This window comes from Nostoc sp. (assembly GCF_036917455.1).
Lineage (GTDB): Bacteria > Cyanobacteriota > Cyanobacteriia > Cyanobacteriales > Nostocaceae > Nostoc.
The window spans coordinates 31,973-50,984 of sequence record NZ_JBALDK010000148.1 but is presented as its reverse complement, the minus strand read 5'-3'; the positions used below and the strand labels follow the sequence as shown (position 1 = coordinate 50,984).

General features: G+C 42.6%; 14 protein-coding genes. 7 read left to right on the top strand and 7 right to left on the bottom strand.

Translation table 11 applies throughout. The features are described 5' to 3' along the window. Positions 1–278: hypothetical protein (locus tag V7K42_RS15985; RefSeq protein ID WP_334917692.1), on the top strand; the 278-nt coding region annotated here is incomplete at its 5' end. A gap of 210 nt (positions 279–488) precedes the next feature. On the opposite strand, the gene V7K42_RS15980 is transcribed toward V7K42_RS15985, so the two are convergent. After that, positions 489–3,485 (bottom strand): zinc-dependent metalloprotease, encoded by a 2,997-nt coding sequence (locus V7K42_RS15980; protein ID WP_334917690.1) that lies wholly within the window; start codon positions 3,483–3,485, stop codon positions 489–491. Positions 3,486–3,883: 398 nt separating this feature from the next. Between V7K42_RS15980 and V7K42_RS15975 the strand changes: the two genes are divergently transcribed. The 3 genes from V7K42_RS15975 to V7K42_RS15965 all read left to right on the top strand — a co-directional run bounded on the left by V7K42_RS15975 (position 3,884) and on the right by V7K42_RS15965 (position 7,813). Beyond that, the gene (locus V7K42_RS15975; RefSeq protein WP_334917688.1) at positions 3,884–5,674 is read left to right on the top strand and encodes a pentapeptide repeat-containing protein; all 1,791 of its coding nucleotides are present in this window, start codon (positions 3,884–3,886) and stop codon (positions 5,672–5,674) included. A 543-nt stretch (positions 5,675–6,217) separates the two neighbouring features. After that, on the top strand, positions 6,218–7,153 hold the full coding sequence (locus tag V7K42_RS15970; protein WP_334917686.1) for a M23 family metallopeptidase: 936 nt from the start codon (positions 6,218–6,220) through the stop codon (positions 7,151–7,153). 120 nt (positions 7,154–7,273) lie between these two features. After that, positions 7,274–7,813: a late competence development ComFB family protein gene (locus V7K42_RS15965; RefSeq protein ID WP_094331309.1), complete on the top strand. Its 540-nt coding sequence runs from the start codon at positions 7,274–7,276 to the stop codon at positions 7,811–7,813. A 62-nt stretch (positions 7,814–7,875) separates the two neighbouring features. On the opposite strand, the gene V7K42_RS15960 is transcribed toward V7K42_RS15965, so the two are convergent. Then, entirely contained in the window at positions 7,876–8,853 is a 978-nt protein-coding gene (locus tag V7K42_RS15960; protein WP_334917684.1) for a L,D-transpeptidase, read from the bottom strand. A 91-nt stretch (positions 8,854–8,944) separates the two neighbouring features. After that, positions 8,945–9,127, bottom strand: coding sequence for a hypothetical protein (locus V7K42_RS15955; RefSeq protein ID WP_334917682.1), 183 nt, complete (start codon positions 9,125–9,127; stop codon positions 8,945–8,947). 492 nt (positions 9,128–9,619) lie between these two features. Here V7K42_RS15955 and V7K42_RS15950 point away from each other — a divergent pair, with 492 nt between their 5' ends. Together V7K42_RS15950 and V7K42_RS15945 are read left to right on the top strand one after the other, a co-directional pair. Then, the gene (locus V7K42_RS15950; RefSeq protein WP_334886553.1) at positions 9,620–10,276 is read left to right on the top strand and encodes a sigma-70 family RNA polymerase sigma factor; all 657 of its coding nucleotides are present in this window, start codon (positions 9,620–9,622) and stop codon (positions 10,274–10,276) included. 157 nt (positions 10,277–10,433) lie between these two features. Further along, complete coding sequence (locus V7K42_RS15945) at positions 10,434–11,051, top strand: anti-sigma factor family protein (protein ID WP_334917680.1); 618 nt, start codon at positions 10,434–10,436, stop codon at positions 11,049–11,051. A 13-nt stretch (positions 11,052–11,064) separates the two neighbouring features. On the opposite strand, the gene V7K42_RS15940 is transcribed toward V7K42_RS15945, so the two are convergent. Then, on the bottom strand, positions 11,065–11,520 hold the full coding sequence (locus V7K42_RS15940; RefSeq protein ID WP_334917679.1) for a gamma-glutamylcyclotransferase family protein: 456 nt from the start codon (positions 11,518–11,520) through the stop codon (positions 11,065–11,067). A gap of 160 nt (positions 11,521–11,680) precedes the next feature. On the opposite strand from V7K42_RS15940, the gene leuS reads away from it, so the two are divergent. Further along, positions 11,681–14,302 (top strand): leucine--tRNA ligase, encoded by a 2,622-nt coding sequence (gene leuS / locus V7K42_RS15935; protein WP_334917678.1) that lies wholly within the window; start codon positions 11,681–11,683, stop codon positions 14,300–14,302. Positions 14,303–14,653: 351 nt separating this feature from the next. Here the strand turns inward: leuS and V7K42_RS15930 are convergent, their stop codons facing one another. From V7K42_RS15930 to V7K42_RS15920, 3 genes are all read right to left on the bottom strand, one after another. Beyond that, the gene (locus V7K42_RS15930; protein WP_334917676.1) at positions 14,654–17,008 is read right to left on the bottom strand and encodes a glycoside hydrolase family 31 protein; all 2,355 of its coding nucleotides are present in this window, start codon (positions 17,006–17,008) and stop codon (positions 14,654–14,656) included. A 116-nt stretch (positions 17,009–17,124) separates the two neighbouring features. Beyond that, positions 17,125–17,793, bottom strand: coding sequence for a nucleotidyltransferase family protein (locus tag V7K42_RS15925; RefSeq protein WP_334917675.1), 669 nt, complete (start codon positions 17,791–17,793; stop codon positions 17,125–17,127). 9 nt (positions 17,794–17,802) lie between these two features. Beyond that, positions 17,803–18,960, bottom strand: coding sequence for an XdhC family protein (locus V7K42_RS15920; protein WP_334917673.1), 1,158 nt, complete (start codon positions 18,958–18,960; stop codon positions 17,803–17,805). Positions 18,961–19,012: the final 52 nt, after the last annotated feature.

The following is a 19,012-nucleotide window of genomic DNA, read 5'->3' as shown; positions in this document are numbered from 1 at the left end:
AAAAAGTTATCACAGTAATTTCACTGAAAAATCATCATAATTTTACAGAATTTTTAACAAATATTGTATTACTTAAGAAATGCGATCGCATTTCTATCCACCAAGTAGCGACTACCACTTATCCCGTAAAACCCTTTGCATTGCTAGTGCATTTCCCTCCCAGACCAATTTCCCTGCAAAATCCGAAAAATCATAATCAGACTTTTGTCTTCTGTCTGATGCAACTGGATTCGCTCTTCGATACATCAAAGGTGCAAGTCGATGCACTGAAGGGATGACAAAGCGGCTGAAACTAAGGAGATAGAAGAGTGTAACCGTTTTGGGGTAAAAAAAGATAGGTCAGGTATTCTCAACAAGACCTATCAAATGATAATAGTTTTACGTGTTATGACCCTTATTCAATCTGCCCTGTAGCCTCCTTGTCACCCCGTCAGGTTATTAAGTTTGCATTCCTAAGAAAAAGCTAATTAATCGCGTCTCTAACTTTTTTAATTTCCTTGCAAGGGTGCGTTTAAGACTTTCTCGATGCGATCGCGCGTTTCTAGTAAGTGCGCTTTGGTGTATTCATCCTCGGAATTCACTCTTTTCAGTTGCTCGTCTAGTTGTTTTAGTTTATACCAAGCTAAAGTCCGAGCATCTTCAGGGACAGATTCTTTACGTAACACCATAGCCGTCAAAATGTCTAGATATTGGCGCTGCAAGCCTCGCCGCAAACTAGAAATCTTCATTGGTTTCCCTTTTGGTTTGATTACTTCTGTCCAAATCCCTGATTGCAAGGTGTCAAATAGTTCCGGTAGAGTCAATGCATTTTCTGGTTTCGTTTTGAGTTCAATATCTTTGAGGCGAGAGAGGCGATCGCCTGAGAGTAAATCCCGCAGCACAGAACCCTGCATGAGTAGCACCAAGTCATGAATAGGAAAATCTAAACGCCCAACTCGCACAGAACTACCCCAATGTCGCCAACGGGAAGGTGCTAATTTATTCAGTAGTTCTGGTGAAAAGCTCAGGGCATCTTCTGCAAACACATACTTTTGCAGCGTCTCTAAAGCTTGCCGTTGTTCTTCAACTGGTACTGGTTCAAATGGTAATCGGTGTTGGCTAACTCCAGAGGGGATTTCGCTAGGGTGAATCCGATAGAAAGACTGTCCCCCAATGTATTTTGTAGTATAGTATATTTGCTGAAAATAGTTGCCCAATACTGTGCTAAAACGTTCGCTTACATCACTGTAACTATCACCAGCTAATGGATAACGCTTATCAAGACGTTCCCACATCACCCGCGAATTATTTAACTGCCACTGAGAATAAAGCAGCACATTACTGCTATTATCCCAAGCATCAGCAGTTGGGTCAAGGTCATATACATCTTCATCTGTAGAATAACTCAACTCTGGCTTATAGGATTGTGCAGCAATTTCTTCCAAAATGGGCTTCTCTGCTATGGGAGTTGATGTCTTAATTGGTATGTAGCCGTACTTAATCGCCCATTCATCATAAGGTCCCACCATACTAGGAAAATAATCTCCCTGTTTTGTCCCTTGAGGAGCGATATTTGGGGGAATGTAATCCATTACGGAAGTTGTCAGACCTTTATTTTTAGTAATTTCTGTATTATTCATCTCCTGTGGTGCTAACAGGGTACTACCACGGAAGTTATGACGTAAACCAAGGGTATGTCCAACTTCATGAGCGATGATTAAACGTAAATATTGATTGATATATTCTTTCACCTGGTCTGGAGTGGCCATCGTATCTGGCAATAGTGACATCGCCAGTGAACCAAGGGCAAATTGATTAGCAGCTTCCATCCCATAGCATAAATCGTACTCGCCTGCCATTTTAGATAAACGATTTAACAACCCCTGTTGCCCTTCTATCTGCTGGGGTACACCATTGTTTTTTGCATCTAACCCATTGGCGCAAAGTAGCCGATTTTGCATCAAAGCTGATAGAGTAGTCTGGTTTTGTGCTTGGTTGGGTTGGACGATTTTGCGATACTCATTTTTGAGTGCCCGGATAAAGCTGGCATCTACGAGAATGTCTGCATCCAAAATTTCCCCAGTCAAAGGATTAACGCGGGATGGCCCCATTGCAAAATAACCATCGACTGTGTTGATCCAGCGAACTGTGTTGTAACGAATATCGGCAGGATCCCATGTTGCATCATCGGGCATTTGGCGGACTTCAATTGCATCCTTGAATCCAGCTTTCAGAAAAGCCTTGTTCCACATTAAGATGCCTTCTTTCATCGCATCGCGGTACTCTAAGGGCACAGCGTTATCAATCCAAAAGACAATCGGTTTTTTAGGGCGAGAAATTACTGCTTTTGGGTCTTGTTTTTCTAAATCCCAACGATTTATATAGCGGACAAAAGAATCGCCGCGATCGTCTTTGGATAAATCTTGATAGGCAGTGATGAAATAACCGATGCGATCGTCAGCAAGGCGCGGTCGATAATCTTTATCAGGTAGTTGGGAGAGACTATAGTGGACGCGCAGGGTAAAGCCACGGTTGTCAGGTAGCGATGCGAAGCCTGGTACTTCACTCTCATGACCAGGACCACCAGAGAAATTTAAAATGGACTCAATTTCTAAGTTTTGAGGAAAAGCTTTAGCAGTACCAAAATAGGACTGGTCAGTGGTTCCTGGGACTCCTAAACTTACAGATAATCCACCTAAATCTGTCAGTAATAAATCGCCCAAGTCGATGAGAATAGTTTTGCGTTGTGGATGAATGCTTTTAATCGCAATGCTGTAGAGAACAGAATCACTAAAAGACCGAGCTAGCGATCGCACTTGAGGATCTCCCTCACGAGTGCGAAAATTGACATTGCGAATGACAAAGTTTAATTTATCATCCACCCGTTGGAAATAAAATAAAAAATCTTGTAGAGGCATACCACTATAAATACCTCGTTCGCCAATGCCCGATTCCAGGGTTGCGGTAGCTAGGTAATTTTTGTTGAGTTGCTCTGGCTTAATTTCTAGATAAACTTTATTCTTTTCTTTATTGCGATAAAGGGTAAATAGCCCCCCTGACTTTTGGGTGTTTTTCACTACCTCATCAAATACCTCTAACTCATCCTTTGCTGTTGGTGTTTTGCCAGGTTTAGGCTTTTCTGGAGGTTTGGCAACTTGTAAAAATGGTTGCTGGGCTAATTTTTGAGTATCTTTTACTACCCAAACAAACGGTTGATCTTGTGCGTGTTTATTTTGATTAACCACCCAAACTTGCCCTGATGGTAGCCTCTGTTTCTGAGGAATATTGATATTCTTGAGTGATAAAGCTGAGATTTTAGTTGAATCAGTTTCTGTCGTTAACTGACTATTGGCTGTAACTACAGATTCTATAACTTGCACAGCCTTATGGTTCGCTAACAACTCTGTATCAACTCCATTCAAAGACGGTGACTTGGCGCTAGCCGTTGCGATTCCTAAAAATAAACTATGTAACAAAATTATATAAAAAGTTAATCTGTTTTTCATCGCATCAATTCCCTGATAACTATCCCGTAATTTTTAACTTTTTCCAAGCTATTTAGCCTGCTTTTTTCTGATTTTTACATCAGAGTAGTAAATATCTGGGGAAAAAAGTATAACAAATTAATGAAACTCGGAAAAATATTTGATTTTTAAAGTAATTTTTATGATGACACTTTATTTGTATCAGGAGAAGAAGCTTGAGGTGACTCAAGGGTAGCGAGAAGCTATCCTCCAGAAACGCTGTCAGTGTAGCCCATCGTAGATATCGACAACGCATGATATTTTTCGTGTAGTATTTATTGATACTATTTATTTTTGTCAATGAGAAGCAAACTAGCACAGAAAAATTTTTAGTTCCAGATTATCAAAACAGTAAATTAAATGTAACAACGGACACAGAAATGTCAACATATTTATCTCAAGTCTGGCAACTGCTGAGAAATTATGTGAGGGATATAAGTTTACAAGAGATGCCAAAGAAGACATCTGTGGAAACTGAAATAGTTTTACCTCTAGGAAAAAGTATTAAAGAACTAGACAAAAGCGTTAAATTTACTCAAGATAATTTGCAGGAAGATTTATGGTCTCAAAGACTGCAAGAAAGTTTAGAAAAATGGACAATACTAAGCAGCGGTTTGACTTCTAAGATAGGCGATCGGACATCGGACACGCTACCATCGGATTTTTGCTTGAGAGTGGGCGTAAGCGTATCCCGTTGTAGACATCGCCAGACGCATGAAGAGATTTATGATTTACTGGGCAATGGAGCGCTGAAACCAGAAATAGTCAATCAAATAATCCAATTTATTGTGGCTAATCAAAAAATTAGTCCAGAAATACTTTTCTTGCAGCTAGAAGATTTTTATCGTCGCTGGTGTCAGGGAGAATTTATCGATGGTACACCGGATGATAACCTACCTCAAAAGACAAGAGCAAAACTAGCGGCACAAAATATTGCTCTTGGGTTGAGACAGGTAGACATATATACAGGGCTGAACGTATTGATTTTATTGTTAGAGTTACACCGCTATGCCCAAGGGCAAGATGAACTCAAACAAAAAATCACCTTCTATCCATCTGCTCAACCCGATACAGACAATTTTTTCACATCCCAACTGCTACGGGTCATAAACTATAGTGATGCCCTAGAAATTGGCAATTTTAGCAGTATAGTCGGGCAATTTCTCAAAGGCGGTAACTTTCGCAGTGCTTACTTAGGCGATGCCAACCTCACCGGAGCAGACTTTAGCGGTGCTGACCTAAGCCTTGCTTATCTCGGCGATGCCAACTTAACTGGGGTCAACTTCATAGGTGCTAACCTTAGCGGTGCCAACCTCGGCGATGCTAACCTCAGTGGTGCTAACCTCAGTGGTGCTAACCTCAGTGGTGCTGACCTCAGTAGCACTAACCTTAGTGGTGCCAACCTTAGCAGCACCAACCTCAGCCGCGCCGACCTAAATCGCGCCGACCTTAGCAGCACCAACCTCAGCCGCGCTAACCTCAACCGCGCCGACCTCAACCGCGCCGACTTCAGCAGCACTAACCTTAGCCATGCTGACCTCAGTAATGCCATCCTTTTCGGCGCGAATCTCAGCGAAGCCAACCTCAGTAGTGTCAACCTTAACCATGCTGACCTCTGCCGCGCTGACCTCAGTGGCGCTGATTTGAGTCACGCTATCCTCAACGGTACTAACCTCAGTGACACAATTCTTTTCAGTACCAACCTTAGTAATGCCATCCTCATCGCCGCCGATCTCAGCTATGCCAAACTTAACGGTGCTAAACTTAACAATGCCAGACTTAACGGCGCAATGTTTTTAGGTGCAGACCTCACCGGCGTAGACCTAAGTCGGGTAACTCTCAACGAAGCCGACCTCAGTGGGGTTATTCTCAGCGAAGCCGACCTCAGTGGTGCAGACCTCACCGACGCTATCCTTTTTGGTACAGACTTCAGCTATGCCAACCTTAACAGTGCTAACCTCAGTGGCAGTAATCTCAGTGGTGCCATCCTCAATGGTGCGAATCTCAGCAACAGCAACCTCAACTATGCCATTCTTGGTGGTGCAGACCTCAGCGATGCCAATATGGAAAAAATGACATGGGGTAAAAAGCAGCAATGGGAAGGTGTGCGCGGGTTAGAGACAGCTGTTAATGTGCCGGAGGCATTGAAAGAAGAACTAGGATTGAATTGAGAGAATGTGGAGGGATCTTTCTTTATTCTGGCTCTTTGTATCCTATCTGCGGGCTTATGCAAATTAGTATTTAGCTTTTTAAGCACTGAGTAATCAGCCCTCATAGTCTGGTTTGCGTGATTTACTTACACCAATTTTAAATTAACAGTGTAGCATGAGTGTCCAGTTGAACAAGTGTCCAGTTGATTCCAAGATTTTCTTCAAGTATTATTATGTAATGGCTATAATCCAAACGAGTTTCTTTTGTTGCTTAACAAATGATCCCTCTGGCAAGCCACAAAAGCGTCTTTGCCATCAATCTAATTAAATTTTAAGATAATTGCCAATGTAAGACACCTTGATTATTAAAGTTAATACCAATTCACTAAATTACAGTTAAAAATGATTCTGCTTTATTTCCTACCCATTCCCCTCTGCTATCCATAAGTCTTTGGAGCGCTTCTCAACACTTATCCTTTTCAGCAACATCTACTTAAAACAGGAAACACTACTAGAAATAAGCTAGTCTATTTTCCAACACAAGCAAGGGATTTTTGTAGCTCTATGATTATTGATAATAGCGCTAGTAGTTCAAACCAGAAGTTACTCGGTTTTGATATCAAAAGTTTGACAGCCAATCGCCATTCAATAAATGTATTAAAGGGAATATTTGCTGTTCTCCCGATCGCCTTGACATTGCCTGTAGATGCTTTACAAGTAAAGGTGACTCCAACTAATCCTAAATTAGGGGATACACTCTCGGTAGAGATTAATCTAGATAATCCAGAGAATGCTACAAATCCGACAGTTGCGAATGGCAAGAATACATACCCAGCCTTTAAAATTGCCCCCAATCAGTACCGGGCCTTAGTTCCCACAACTCCGCTAGAAAAACCTGGAACTAGAACATTTCGGGTTGCGGGAGATGGTCAAGTACAAAACTTGGCTGTGAATGTGCTTAATCGCCAGTTCCCCATACAACGCATTACTTTGCCACCTGGCAAAGCCGGAGTGGATGCTACAGCTTATGAACTTAAGCGTGTGGCAGCTTTCAAGGCACTACAAACACCAGAAAAGTATTGGAATGGAGTATTTCTGAAGCCAAATGCAGGGCGGATGAGTACAAACTATGGTGTACGTCGCTACTATAATGGTACATTTGCAAAGGACTACTATCATCGTGGCCTTGACTACGCTGGTGCTGCCGGTTCAGCCGTAATTGCCCCAGCCTCTGGACAAGTTGCTTTGGTGGGTAGGGTATCCCAAGGGTTTCGGATACACGGTAACGTAGTTGGCATTGACCACGGTCAAGGAGTAACCAGTATTTTCATGCACCTGAGTCGTATTAACGTTAAAGAAGGTGATTTTGTGAAAGCTGGTCAACTGATTGGCGCAGTCGGTTCAACAGGTGCTGCGACGGGGCCACATTTACACTGGGGTCTCTATGTTAACGGACAATCAGTCGATCCAACACCTTGGCGAACTAAGGTTGTTAATTAGTAGAGGCGGAATTGATCTCGTCTGTGCATAATTTTTGTTTTTTGGCTGATAATTAGGCAAAATAAATTGGATTGATACCGTCCCTACCTTGCTTGACCAACATAAATGATGATAAGCGTTATGAGTATCGAAAAAATTGTAGAACAAGCTCTCCAGGATGGTTATTTGACACCAGCAATGGAAGCAGAAGTTGGTAGAATCTGTGACAACGCCTCGGAACTCTCAATTGAAGAGTATATGGCGCTGGATCGGCTCATGGGGGCGCTATTGACTGGTGAGGTAGTGGCGGTACCTCGTAAACAATTTATTAACGTTATGGAAGAATTGGTACTGACAGAAGCGATCGCGCGAGTTGCAGAAATTGAAGCCACCAGCGAAAGTTCTCTAGATGTCGGTGATATTGCTGCTTACGCCCTCAATCGGCTACCACCTTTGTATGCTACTACAGAAGAAGGTGCTAGCTTTCAGCGCCAAACTGCCCTGGCACAACTACAAGACTTAATTTCTCAGCAAGTAAGTGAGGCGATTAACCGTTATCTGGATCGACCCAATTTCTTCCCAGAACGGCAAGCTTTAGGCAAAAACACTGGCAATGAGGTTGTACGCCAAGTTAGTGCCTTACTCCAAACATACGCACCTAATTTTGAGCAAAAACTATAATTTTATATAGTCATTGGTCATCAGTCATTAGTCTTAGACCAATTACTAATGACTAATGACTCTTAATTACGTACTAACACTGTTGTCCCTATACTCACTTGCTCATACAACATTCGGACATCAGAATTACGCATTCTTAAGCAGCCGTGGGATACAGCTGTTCCTACTAGGTCAATATCCGGTGTACCATGAAAGCCAATTTCATTCCGTCCATCTGACCAGAAACCAATCCATCTGTCTCCCAAGGGGCTATCCGTACCAGCCTGAAATACCTTGCCCGTGATCGGGTGACGCCAGATTGGATAATGCCGCATGTGGATCACCTGAAAAGAACCTGTGGGCGTTTCCCAACCTTTCTTACCTACAGCGATTGGGTAGCTGGCTATCACTTCATCTCCTGCGTATACATAAGTGCGGCGATCGCTTAAATCAACTACCACTTGCGTCGTGGCATTTGCTAACCTGTCAGATGGGATTTGTTGGGCTGAAGCCTGAGACCATAGACCTTTTGGCCAGCTATCCGCTACTGGGTTTTGTCTTTCTGCTTGCGCCACCAGTCTTGTCTGAGTTGGTAGTTCAGTTGTAGCTACTACATTCTTCTTAATGATTTGAGGCTGAGTTTGAGGCTTAATAACAGAAGACCTGAGTGGAGGTGTCCTCCGAACTATTCTGCGTCTATCAGCTACTTTCACTACATTTTTCTTAATTATTTTCGACTTAGTTCCAGGCTTAATAGCAGAGGATTTTGGTTTAACCGCCCTCTGGACAGTTGAGCCTTGGGCAACTTCATCAGGTGGCACAGATGCACCCAGGGCAAGTTCCCCTAAACTAACCTGTGACAGATTCTTGTAGACTCCCTCTGAGCGGCTTCCCTTAGGATTGGTTAGGGTAGAATCTCGCCGCATCGAAGTAGATGCAGACTTCTCAGACTGCCGTACCGCCGTAGTAATGCGCCAATGGACAGCTAAAGATAAAAATGCTGTGCCAAAACAAAGCAACATTACCATCCGCCCTACAGATTCGTTTCTTACCATTGCCATCGCCTATTGTTTATCCCTGACATATCCAGCCGACCAATTGGATGGGTTCATCATCCGATTATCAAAAATTTATCAATACTTATCATTTCCGCTATAAATCTGCCAACACCTTTGGGCAAACTAAGACTATAGAAATTGCCCAAGCAGCAAAACTCCAAAGGTGTTGTAAGCCTTTACTCCGACTTTCTGCTGGAACTTTTGCGATATAGCAATCAATGATTAGTGGTGTAGGTGGCAGAAAAACCATGTTTGAAAAACTATTTTTAGCAGTCACAATTACATTTTCCCTTAATTTATTTTTTCAAGTCCGCGTACCAGAGCAACATAATACTGGTGCTATCTACGGGTCACAAATAGAACAATCGGCAACTATTGTGGTGATAAAATCAAAGAAATAAATCACCATTATAATAACCGCAGCAACCCAACTCCCAGCAATTATTACCCGAATTTCAAAGGTATCAAGAAGTTAGAATTACAAAATTTTTCTCTTCATCCTTAATAACCAGATTTAATTATTTTTATCAAGCGTATATACCCAGTTGCTAAAAGTCCTGAAATGTGCATCATCCTGCCCCTTTGTTAGCTGATAAGTCTTGGGCAACTATGCCAGCAGTATAAGGAAAAAGTGGCTCACTTTATTGCTATAAATGTATCCAAAATTGTCTGGCTCCGTGTTCCAGTAATAAATCCGTCACCTTAGTATGGAACTTCTATCCCATTAGCATGTCTAATAGATAGGGATGATTTAGAGCCAGTACGATCTATGAGTCAGTCGATTACTGTATCCTGGTCAACGGTTGATGCAAAGTGTCCAGAAGCATCAGTGCAAGTTGACAAACTCCCTAACCACGATTTAATTTTGCGCTGTCAAGCAGGACTGCGACCAGATCGTGTTGCGTTTTCAGAGCTATTACGCCGCTATCAAAGTCAAGTTGATAGAGTTCTATACCACCTAGCTCCAGATTGGGCTGACAGAGCCGATTTAGCTCAAGAAGTTTGGATTCGCGTGTATCGGAATATTAACCGATTACAAGAGCCTGCTAAATTTCGGGGCTGGTTAAGCCGCATTGCCACCAACTTGTTTTACGATGAGTTGCGGAAACGCAAGCGGGTTGTTAGTCCTTTGTCACTGGATGCTCCCCGCTCGGTAGAGGACGGTGAGATGGATTGGGAAATCGCCGGCGATACTCCCGGGCCTGAAGAAGAACTGACAACTAGAGAATTTTACGAGCAATTGCGGGAAGCGATCGCGGATTTACCAGAAGTTTTTCGTACTACCATTGTCCTAAGAGAAATCGAAGGCATGGCTTATGAAGAAATTGCTGAAATCACTGGGGTTTCTTTAGGAACTGTGAAGTCAAGAATAGCCAGAGCTAGATCAAGACTGCAAGCTCACTTGCAGAATTATTTAGACTCCTAATTTACAGTATATTGCCTCTGCCGAATGGCAGAATTTAAGCATAGATTAAGAATTACCAGAAAGACGCAGATCGATTCTGCCTTGAGAAGGAAAAATGGCTAATTTTCCCGAAATTGCTGCCTATTTTACCCGTGTCTGAATTGTTAATAATGTTAAGATGACAACTGATTCTCAGTTTTACGACCGTTCTCCTTTGCAACTTCCTCAAGATTTGTCAGATGGGATGGCCAAGCATACCAATGAATCAACGGGTCTTATGGATATAGTGAAGCGCGATCGCTTCGAGTTATTGAGTGCTTACCTTGATGGTGAAGTCACAGCCTCTGAACGCAGGCAAGTAGAAGAATGGCTGGCAAATGATGCCTCAGTTCAATGCTTGTATGCGCGACTGTTAAAGCTGCGCCAAGGCTTGCGGACTCTCCCAGTCCCCACAGCCCAAGAGTCAACAGAAGCAACACTTGGGCAAGTATTGACACGCTTGCGCCGCCGCTCCCGGTTCAACTGGTTAGCGGGAAGCGCAGCCGCTGCTGCTTGTGTAATCGGTGCAGTATTTAGCTTAGTATCTGGTGGTTCGAGTCTGCCGCAACTGGCGCAACGACCAGAAAAAGAACCGATCCAAACTTCCTCAGCAGCGTCTATAATTCCACCCTCCCCTCTGATGGTGGGACTAAATAATCCGGTAATTGAAATTCCGAAAGCAGCTGTAGCTTCTCCAGAAAATCCAATTTATCCGGTACAGCTGCAACGGCACGACTCCAAACAGGACATAAACTAATCGCATTCATAAGTCACAGTTCATAACTGGACTTTGCGGTTAAACCACAGCCACTCCACCAGCCTTCAGGTTGGAGGAAGCCCCCGAATTGGTCAATTTCCTCTAGAGTCATTAAATAAACCCAAGCCCAACCCAGAGAGAGCGATTGTAGCTCATAAACCTCGATAATTTGTCGGTTATAGAGGTTTTCTGGCGCTTGTCTAGTGGGCTGGTAATTTTCTAGCACATCTAGCTGATTTAAAATTATTGGGTTAGAAAAAGAAAGTAAGTATCCATAAACTTTGCTATCCCCTAGCGTCATTGCTGGGTAGCCCATTGGCAGAGCAAACAATTTACCTTCTACAAAAGCTTTCTTGACATCAACTACTTTGTCAGCACAGTATTTTTTATAGTTAGCTTCACCTGGTTTGAGTGTGCCGTAGACAAAAACCCGCACCCCATCAGAAAATTTTATATTTGATTCAACCATCTAAACCTTCATCAAATGACTATTGCTATAACTGAAACACTAACAGTTTGGGCATAATCAGGCTGATGCTCAATTATATAAATCTATCTATGAGTAGTTGACCTACAATATAGGTTAACTTGCTATGTGAAGATAGATAGACCCAGTAGGAGAATTTTTGGTGGATTCCCGATATAACCCAGCAGCAATTGAGGAAAAATGGCAGAAAACATGGGTAGAACTTGGCTTAGATAAGATATCTTCAGCTGGCAATAAGCCAAAATTCTACGCTTTATCCATGTTCCCTTATCCATCGGGCAGCCTACATATGGGTCACGTCCGTAATTATACGATTAGCGACGTGATTGCCCGTCTCAAGCGAATGCAAGGGTATCGGGTAATACACCCAATGGGTTGGGATGCCTTTGGCTTGCCAGCAGAAAACGCCGCCATTGACCGTGGTGTACCGCCAGCAAAGTGGACTTATCAAAATATTGCCCAGATGCGGCAGCAATTGCAGCGTCTTGGTTTATCTATTGATTGGGAGTGTGAGCTTGCTACCTGTTCGCCAGATTATTATAAGTGGACGCAATGGATTTTCTTACAGTTTTTGCAAGCAGGGTTAGCTTACCAAAAAGAAGCAGCCGTAAACTGGGATCCTATTGACCAAACTGTATTGGCAAATGAACAAGTTGATAACGAAGGACGTTCTTGGCGCAGTGGCGCAATAGTTGAACGCAAGTTGTTGCGGCAGTGGTTTTTTAAAATTACCAACTACGCTGACGAATTACTTAATGACTTGGATAAGTTGACAGGTTGGCCGGAACGCGTCAAATCGATGCAGGCAAACTGGATTGGTAAATCTACAGGGGCTTATTTAGAATTTCCTATCATTGGGATAGATGAAAAGCTCGCCGTGTATACTACGCGCCCAGATACCGTTTATGGTGTCAGCTACCTGGTGTTAGCACCAGAACATCCCTTAACAAAACGTGTAACCACAAAAGAACAGCAAGCGGAGGTAGAAGTCTTTATTAAAGAGGTTTCCAATCAAAGTGAGTTGGAACGTACTTCTGAAGACAAACCTAAGCGGGGTATCCCCACAGGTGGTAAGGCAATTAACCCATTTACAGGGGAAGAAGTGCCGATTTGGATTGCTGACTATGTATTGTATGAGTATGGTACTGGAGCCGTGATGGGTGTACCAGCACACGATGTCCGCGATTTTAAGTTTGCGAAAAATTACAATTTACCAGTTGATTTTGTTATTGCTTCCCCAGATGATGTTGCAGATTTTGACTTAACTCCAACATCAAACACTGATGAAGTCTCACAAGTCATCCAAATTGACTATAACAAGGCATACACTGAACCAGGAATTTTAATTAATTCTGGGGCTTTTACTGGTATGGCTTCTGTCGATGCTAAACAAGCAATTATTGAACACGCCGAAAAACAAGGTTTTGGTAAAGTGCGGGTGCAATATCGCTTACGGGATTGGCTAATTTCACGACAGCGTTATTGGGGCGCACCAATACCTGTAATTCACTGTCCCAACTGTGGAATAGTGCCAGTACCTGACAAAGATTTGCCAGTCCAGTTGCCAGAAGAGGTGGAATTTACTGGACGCGGCGGTTCACCTTTAACTCAGTTAGAAAGCTGGGTAAATGTGCCTTGTCCAACTTGCAGCACTCCAGCGAAGCGGGAAACTGACACGATGGACACTTTTATTGATTCTTCGTGGTATTTCTTGCGCTTCCCTGACGCTAAAAATGAACAACAGGTTTTTGATTCCAGTAAAGTTAACGACTGGATGCCAGTAAATCAGTATGTGGGTGGGATTGAACACGCAATTTTACATTTGTTGTATTCGCGATTCGTCACTAAGGTTCTGCGGGACAGAGGGTTACTGAACTTTGATGAACCCTTCCAACGCCTGTTAACTCAAGGTATGGTGCAGGGTTTAACTTACACAAATCCCAATAAGGGTGGTAAAGATAAGTGGGTTCCCTTTAATCTTGTAGATCCAGCCGATCCACGAGATCCTAAAACAGGTGAAGCACTGCAACTTGTTTATGCCACGATGTCTAAATCAAAGGGCAACGGTGTAGCACCAGAAGATGTAATTTCTAAATACGGTGTAGACACAGCGCGGATGTTCATCTTGTTCAAAGCGCCGCCAGAAAAAGACCTGGAATGGGATGAAGCCGATGTGGAAGGACAATTCCGCTTTTTAAATCGGGTTTGGCGTTTGGTGACAGATTATATTACTGCTGGGGTATCCCGCAAAAAAGCTCAACTATCTGATTTAACTAAGACAGAAAAGGAATTGCGACGGGCAATTCACACGGCTATTCAAGCGGTGACAGAAGATGTAGAAGACGAATATCAATTCAACACAGCTATTTCAGAATTGATGAAGTTGAGTAATGCCTTAACTGATGCCGATGGGAAAAATTCACCAATTTACGCAGAAGGGATTCGCACTTTGGTGATGTTACTAGCACCCTTTGCACCACACATTGCTGATGAATTGTGGCATTTGTTGGGTGAAAGTGATTCAGTTCACACTCAAACTTGGCCATCATTTGACCCTGATGCTTTGGTAGCTGATGAAATCACTTTAGTGATTCAAGTTATGGGTAAAACTCGTGGTGCGATTCAAGTACCAGCACAAGCAGATAAAGCAGCGTTGGAGAAATATGCCCGTGAATCAGAAATTGCCCAGCGTTACATCGAAGGTAAAGAGATTAAAAAGGTAATTGTAGTGCCTGGAAAGTTGGTAAATTTTGTCGTCAGCTAAAAGTCAATACGGTTCAGTTAAAGTTAAAACTTTTTGTTAAACCGCAGAGGCAAAAAGTTGCCAGTGCGCCCTTGCGGTTTCCCGACTTGTTCGCGCAGCGTCTCCGACAGGAGAAGCAACTGGCGCGACTCAGAGAGAAGAGAAAAATGGTTAACTAAATCGGATTGAGCCAAAAGTAAAAGAAAGTCAAGAGAATTAGATGTGAGGAAAAGACAATTATTGCTTCTTGCTCTCATCTGATTTTATGATGATTTTTTTGAGTATTTTTACTGATTGACAAAAGTTGCTTTATCTTTTTATATCATGAATGCCACGATCGCAAGCTGGGGACATAACTATACAATTACTACATCATGGATCTGCATAAGTAGAAAATTCCAACCGATGGGCAGTACCATCATCTAGAAAACTCTGTTCACTAACGCCGACTAGTTCCACAATGGTCTCACGCGTTATAGGTGAAAACTCGCCTTCTCTGGCTGCAATCTCAACAATGGTTCTTTGCTGTTCGGAATAAACGCGGTAAGTTGTGGTGGAAAAGGCTCCTGTTTGGTACTCAAAAGTATGACCATCATCTTCATAAAGGGTAAACTCACCAACGCCTTTCCAGATTCGCAGCCTCATTTGGTCTATGGGATGTTCATCTACATGTTGCATTACTGGTGCGATCGCAATAATCGAGCCAGCACGAACATATAACGGCATTTTCTCCAATGGTGCATAAGCAAGAATGTGAGCTGGCCCTGTAAATTCCTCCCCACTCCACCAATCGTACCAACAACCTTCCGGCAAATAGACGGCACGATGTTCTACACCTGGACGGTAAATTGGTGCTGCTAGTAAGGAGGGGCCTAGCATTACTTGATCGGCTAGAGAAAAGGTCTTTGGATCGTTGGGAAAATGATAGAGAAGTGGGCGAAGAATCGGTGCGCCAGTAGTTGCAGCTAACCAAAAAAGAGTGTAAATGTAAGGTAGTAGTTGATAACGAAGTTCAATGTAATCGCGGCAGATTTTTTCGATGCGATCGCCAAATATCCAAGGCTCATGCTGTGCAGTAGTTAATGCTGAATGTCCACGCATCAAGGGGTAAAGCATTCCTAGTTGCATCCAACGAGCAAATAGTTCAGCCGTAGCATTCCCAGCAAACCCTCCAATATCACTACCGACAAAGGCAACACCCGATAAACCCAGGTTACAAAGCATTGGTATGGACATTTCTAAGTGTTCCCACAGAGATTGATTGTCTCCTGTCCATATAGCTGACCAGCGTTGAATGCCGGCATATCCAGAGCGTGTTAATACAAAAGAGCGTTCAGTCGGACGAGATATTTTAGCTCCTTGATAAGATGCCTGTGCCATCATTAGCCCATAGAGATTGTGGGTTTCCTTGTGGGTGGTTATCTCGTCAGTTGGACCCTGCGGTGCATCAAGAGGAAAGGAAATTTTGTTACCAGGATCGCCGAATGGACGGTCATCAAGTGCGGGTTCATTCATATCATTCCAGATGCCGGCAACACCAATATCAGTTAGACTGCTTTGCCAATTTCCCCACCAATCTCTAACTTCAGTCCGTAGGTAATCAGGAAAAACAGCTTTGTCTGGCCAAACATAGCCGTGAAATAACTGACCATTAGTTTTTCTGATAAAATAATTATTTTTTAATCCTTCGTCAAAGACTTTGTAATCTGCTTCTGGCTCGTATTTGACTCCCGGATCGACGATTGTTACTACTTTAAATCCATCTTGTTTGAGATTTTGGATTAATTTTTGAGGGTCAGCAAATCGCTTGGGACTCCAGGTAAAAACCCTATAGCTATTCATATAGTCAATATCTAAATGAATAACATCACAGGGAATGCGACGCTGACGAAATTCATCAGCTAGTTTGCGTACTATATCTTGTGACTCGTAACTCCAGCGACATTGGTGATAACCCAATGACCATCGAGGTGGCAAAGGCATCCTTCCGGTTAGTTGGGTGTAGGTTTGGATAATTTTTGCAGGTTCAGGCCCATAAATAATGTAGTAATCTAATTCATTCCCCTCAGTCTCCATTTGCCAGACTCCAGGCTGTTGTGCGCCCAGATCAAATCGGCTCCAATAAGTAGTATTAAAAAAAAGCCCATACCCCAACCCAGGACGCAAGGCGATGAAAAAGGGAATCGCCTGATACATACTGTCTGTCATGATGCCGTAATCGATCGCATCTGATGCCCAGTTGGTTTTGACTTTTGAACGCTGATCTAGTAAACCAGTAGGTTCACCAAAACCATAGAAATGTTCGTCAGATTCAATCCGTTTCCAGCCAGCAACCTCCCCTGTCCGCCACCCCATGCCTAAGTCTGTATCGTGAGCAAAGGGCTGTCCTGCTGAGTCAAAGAACTGGAGCCGACAAGGATTGCGGGACACGACAATACACAATTGCTCAGTTTCAATTTCTATAGTCTCTGCTTTTTCGCGCACTTCAAAGGGCACAGCAGGCCATTCTTCATCAGCTTGTGTTACTGCCCACGATCGCCTGGAGAGAAATTCACCACTTGGGGTCATCCGTACCCGAATTAAGTTAGCTGCTAGCACGCTAACTGTTAGACAGGGGCCACCGCACTGGAAGAGGATATGGCGCTCATTTTGTTGTATTGCTTGTACTGCCCCAAGAATTGACCAAGGCGCTTCTGTTGTGTGCAGTTGTCCAAAGTATTGTGGCATAATCCCTGATTCAAAGATAACGACTTTCCCCAATTGAGATTCACATAAATTACTACCAAAAAGCGTGTATCTTTAGGCATAGCATATATTAACTTTACTTTGGATGGGAGATTTCCTTAACTTAGGGACTTTCTGTTGACCTGAACTTCATCAGCCGCTCTGGTCATTAATAGCAATTGTTCATAATCTTTTGGTGTATCAATATCGATACTCCCTAGAGGAAACGGAATAGAAAACACTTCATCCAGGTTATTATTAATAACTTTTTTTGCTCCTGAAGTCTCTTTCAAAGTAGCTAGTTCTGAAAAAAATCTCTGACTAAATAGAGCAGGTACACCTAATGTCTCCCCATATTCGCAAGCAATAATTGCTTTGTTACTCGAATAATATGTATCAACAAGTTGATCGATAAGTTGAGGAGAAATAAATAGTTGGTCGCAAAGTGTAATAACTACTCCCTCTATTTTTTGCGGTAGATTATTTAGCAATTCAATACCGCTTTTGATGGAAGCACTCATTCCACAAGCCCAATCCAGGTTTTTAACTACTTTAATGGGAAGTTGTTTAATTTGGGCACAAATCTGTTCTGCATTTGCTCCAAGTACTACTACCACAGGTTGACAAACTGAAGCGATCGCAATTTCTGTGATGTGATGTACAAAACTCCGTCCCTGATAAAGCAAGAGTTGTTTTGGTGTGCCCATACGGGTAGATGCACCCGCCGCAAGAATAATAATAGCTATACTTGATGTTTCAGTTTCTTTTTGCTCAGTGGTCGATACCATAGATAAATACTATGTCGCTAATAAGAGATTTAAGTTACTTTGATAATTTTGATGAATTGGTTGATTACGATTTTTTAAAAAATTACTTTGACGGTTTGTTAGCACTGCTTGAATTTCCGCAATGATGGCGATCGCAATTTCTTCGGGTGTATCTGCGCCGATATCAATACCAATAGGACTATACAATCTATTTAATTGTTCGTTAGTAGTAACTATTTTTTCTGTCGATAAATCTTGAAGCAATCTTTCTGTGCGATGCTTTGGCCCTAAAATCCCAATGTAGCGTGCAGGAGATGGTAGCATTATCTTTAAAATTTCTAGATCGTCAAGATAATTATGAGTCATCACTACAGCCACTGTGCGCTCGTTTATTAAAACTTGTTTATGTACAATATCTCGATTGCTAAGAATCACATTGCAAGGCGAAGAGAATCGTATTTTAGTTGCCTCATTAGCTCGACAATCGACGACAGTAACTTCCCAACCTAATGCTTGAGCAAACTGGGCTACGGGTACAGCATCATAACCAGCACCAAATATTACTAATGGTGTAGGCGGTTGGATGACTTCGATAAAAACTTCTGCACTGCCTAAAGGTAATTGATAGTTTTTTACACTTGACTTTTGATTAGCAAGGGCTACTTGAGTATCTGCACTTAGAGATTTAATTAAATTTGGATCTTTAATATCAGTGATAATTTTACCATTTGGATACAGCAGTAAGCGCGACCCAAGTTTCACATCTACCCCGCCTTCAAAAGCAAAGACTGTAGCAATAACACCCAAATGTTTTTGATCAAAGCACTCTTGTGTAAAAGCGATCGCATTGAGTGTACTTTCTGTCTCCAGCCGTTCGATAAGAACTTGCACTATCCCATTACACCCCAAACCAAAGCCCCAAAGAATATCTTCAGAGGCAGTGCTATTGTAAGTAACAACAATTGGTTTACCGTCCGACATTCGTTGTTTTGTATACTCAAGTACGTCGTTCTCCAAGCAACCAGCGCTGATTGTGCCAATAATCAGACCTGTATTTGTCATCAACATTTTGGCACCCGGTCGGCGATAGGTTGAACCTTGAGTTTTAACTACAGTAGCAAGAAAAGTAATTTCACCACTTTTTTGACTGGACTCAAAGCCTTCTAAGATTGCTTGTAATTCGTTCATTTGACTGCTTATTTTTCTATTTATAGTAGGACATTAACGATAGAACGATCGC

Bases quoted from the DNA above. Each gene is read 5' to 3' on its own strand.
- V7K42_RS15975 (WP_334917688.1), top strand. From the start codon at position 3,884: ATGTCAACATATTTATCTCAAGTCTGGCAACTGCTGAGAAATTATGTG.
- V7K42_RS15980 (WP_334917690.1), bottom strand. From the start codon at position 3,485: ATGAAAAACAGATTAACTTTTTATATAATTTTGTTACATAGTTTATTT.
- V7K42_RS15970 (WP_334917686.1), top strand. From the start codon at position 6,218: ATGATTATTGATAATAGCGCTAGTAGTTCAAACCAGAAGTTACTCGGT.
- V7K42_RS15965 (WP_094331309.1), top strand. From the start codon at position 7,274: ATGAGTATCGAAAAAATTGTAGAACAAGCTCTCCAGGATGGTTATTTG.
- V7K42_RS15940 (WP_334917679.1), bottom strand. From the start codon at position 11,520: ATGGTTGAATCAAATATAAAATTTTCTGATGGGGTGCGGGTTTTTGTC.
- V7K42_RS15925 (WP_334917675.1), bottom strand. From the start codon at position 17,793: ATGGTATCGACCACTGAGCAAAAAGAAACTGAAACATCAAGTATAGCT.
- V7K42_RS15930 (WP_334917676.1), bottom strand. From the start codon at position 17,008: ATGCCACAATACTTTGGACAACTGCACACAACAGAAGCGCCTTGGTCA.
- V7K42_RS15945 (WP_334917680.1), top strand. From the start codon at position 10,434: ATGACAACTGATTCTCAGTTTTACGACCGTTCTCCTTTGCAACTTCCT.
- V7K42_RS15920 (WP_334917673.1), bottom strand. From the start codon at position 18,960: ATGAACGAATTACAAGCAATCTTAGAAGGCTTTGAGTCCAGTCAAAAA.
- V7K42_RS15960 (WP_334917684.1), bottom strand. From the start codon at position 8,853: ATGGCAATGGTAAGAAACGAATCTGTAGGGCGGATGGTAATGTTGCTT.
- V7K42_RS15950 (WP_334886553.1), top strand. From the start codon at position 9,620: ATGAGTCAGTCGATTACTGTATCCTGGTCAACGGTTGATGCAAAGTGT.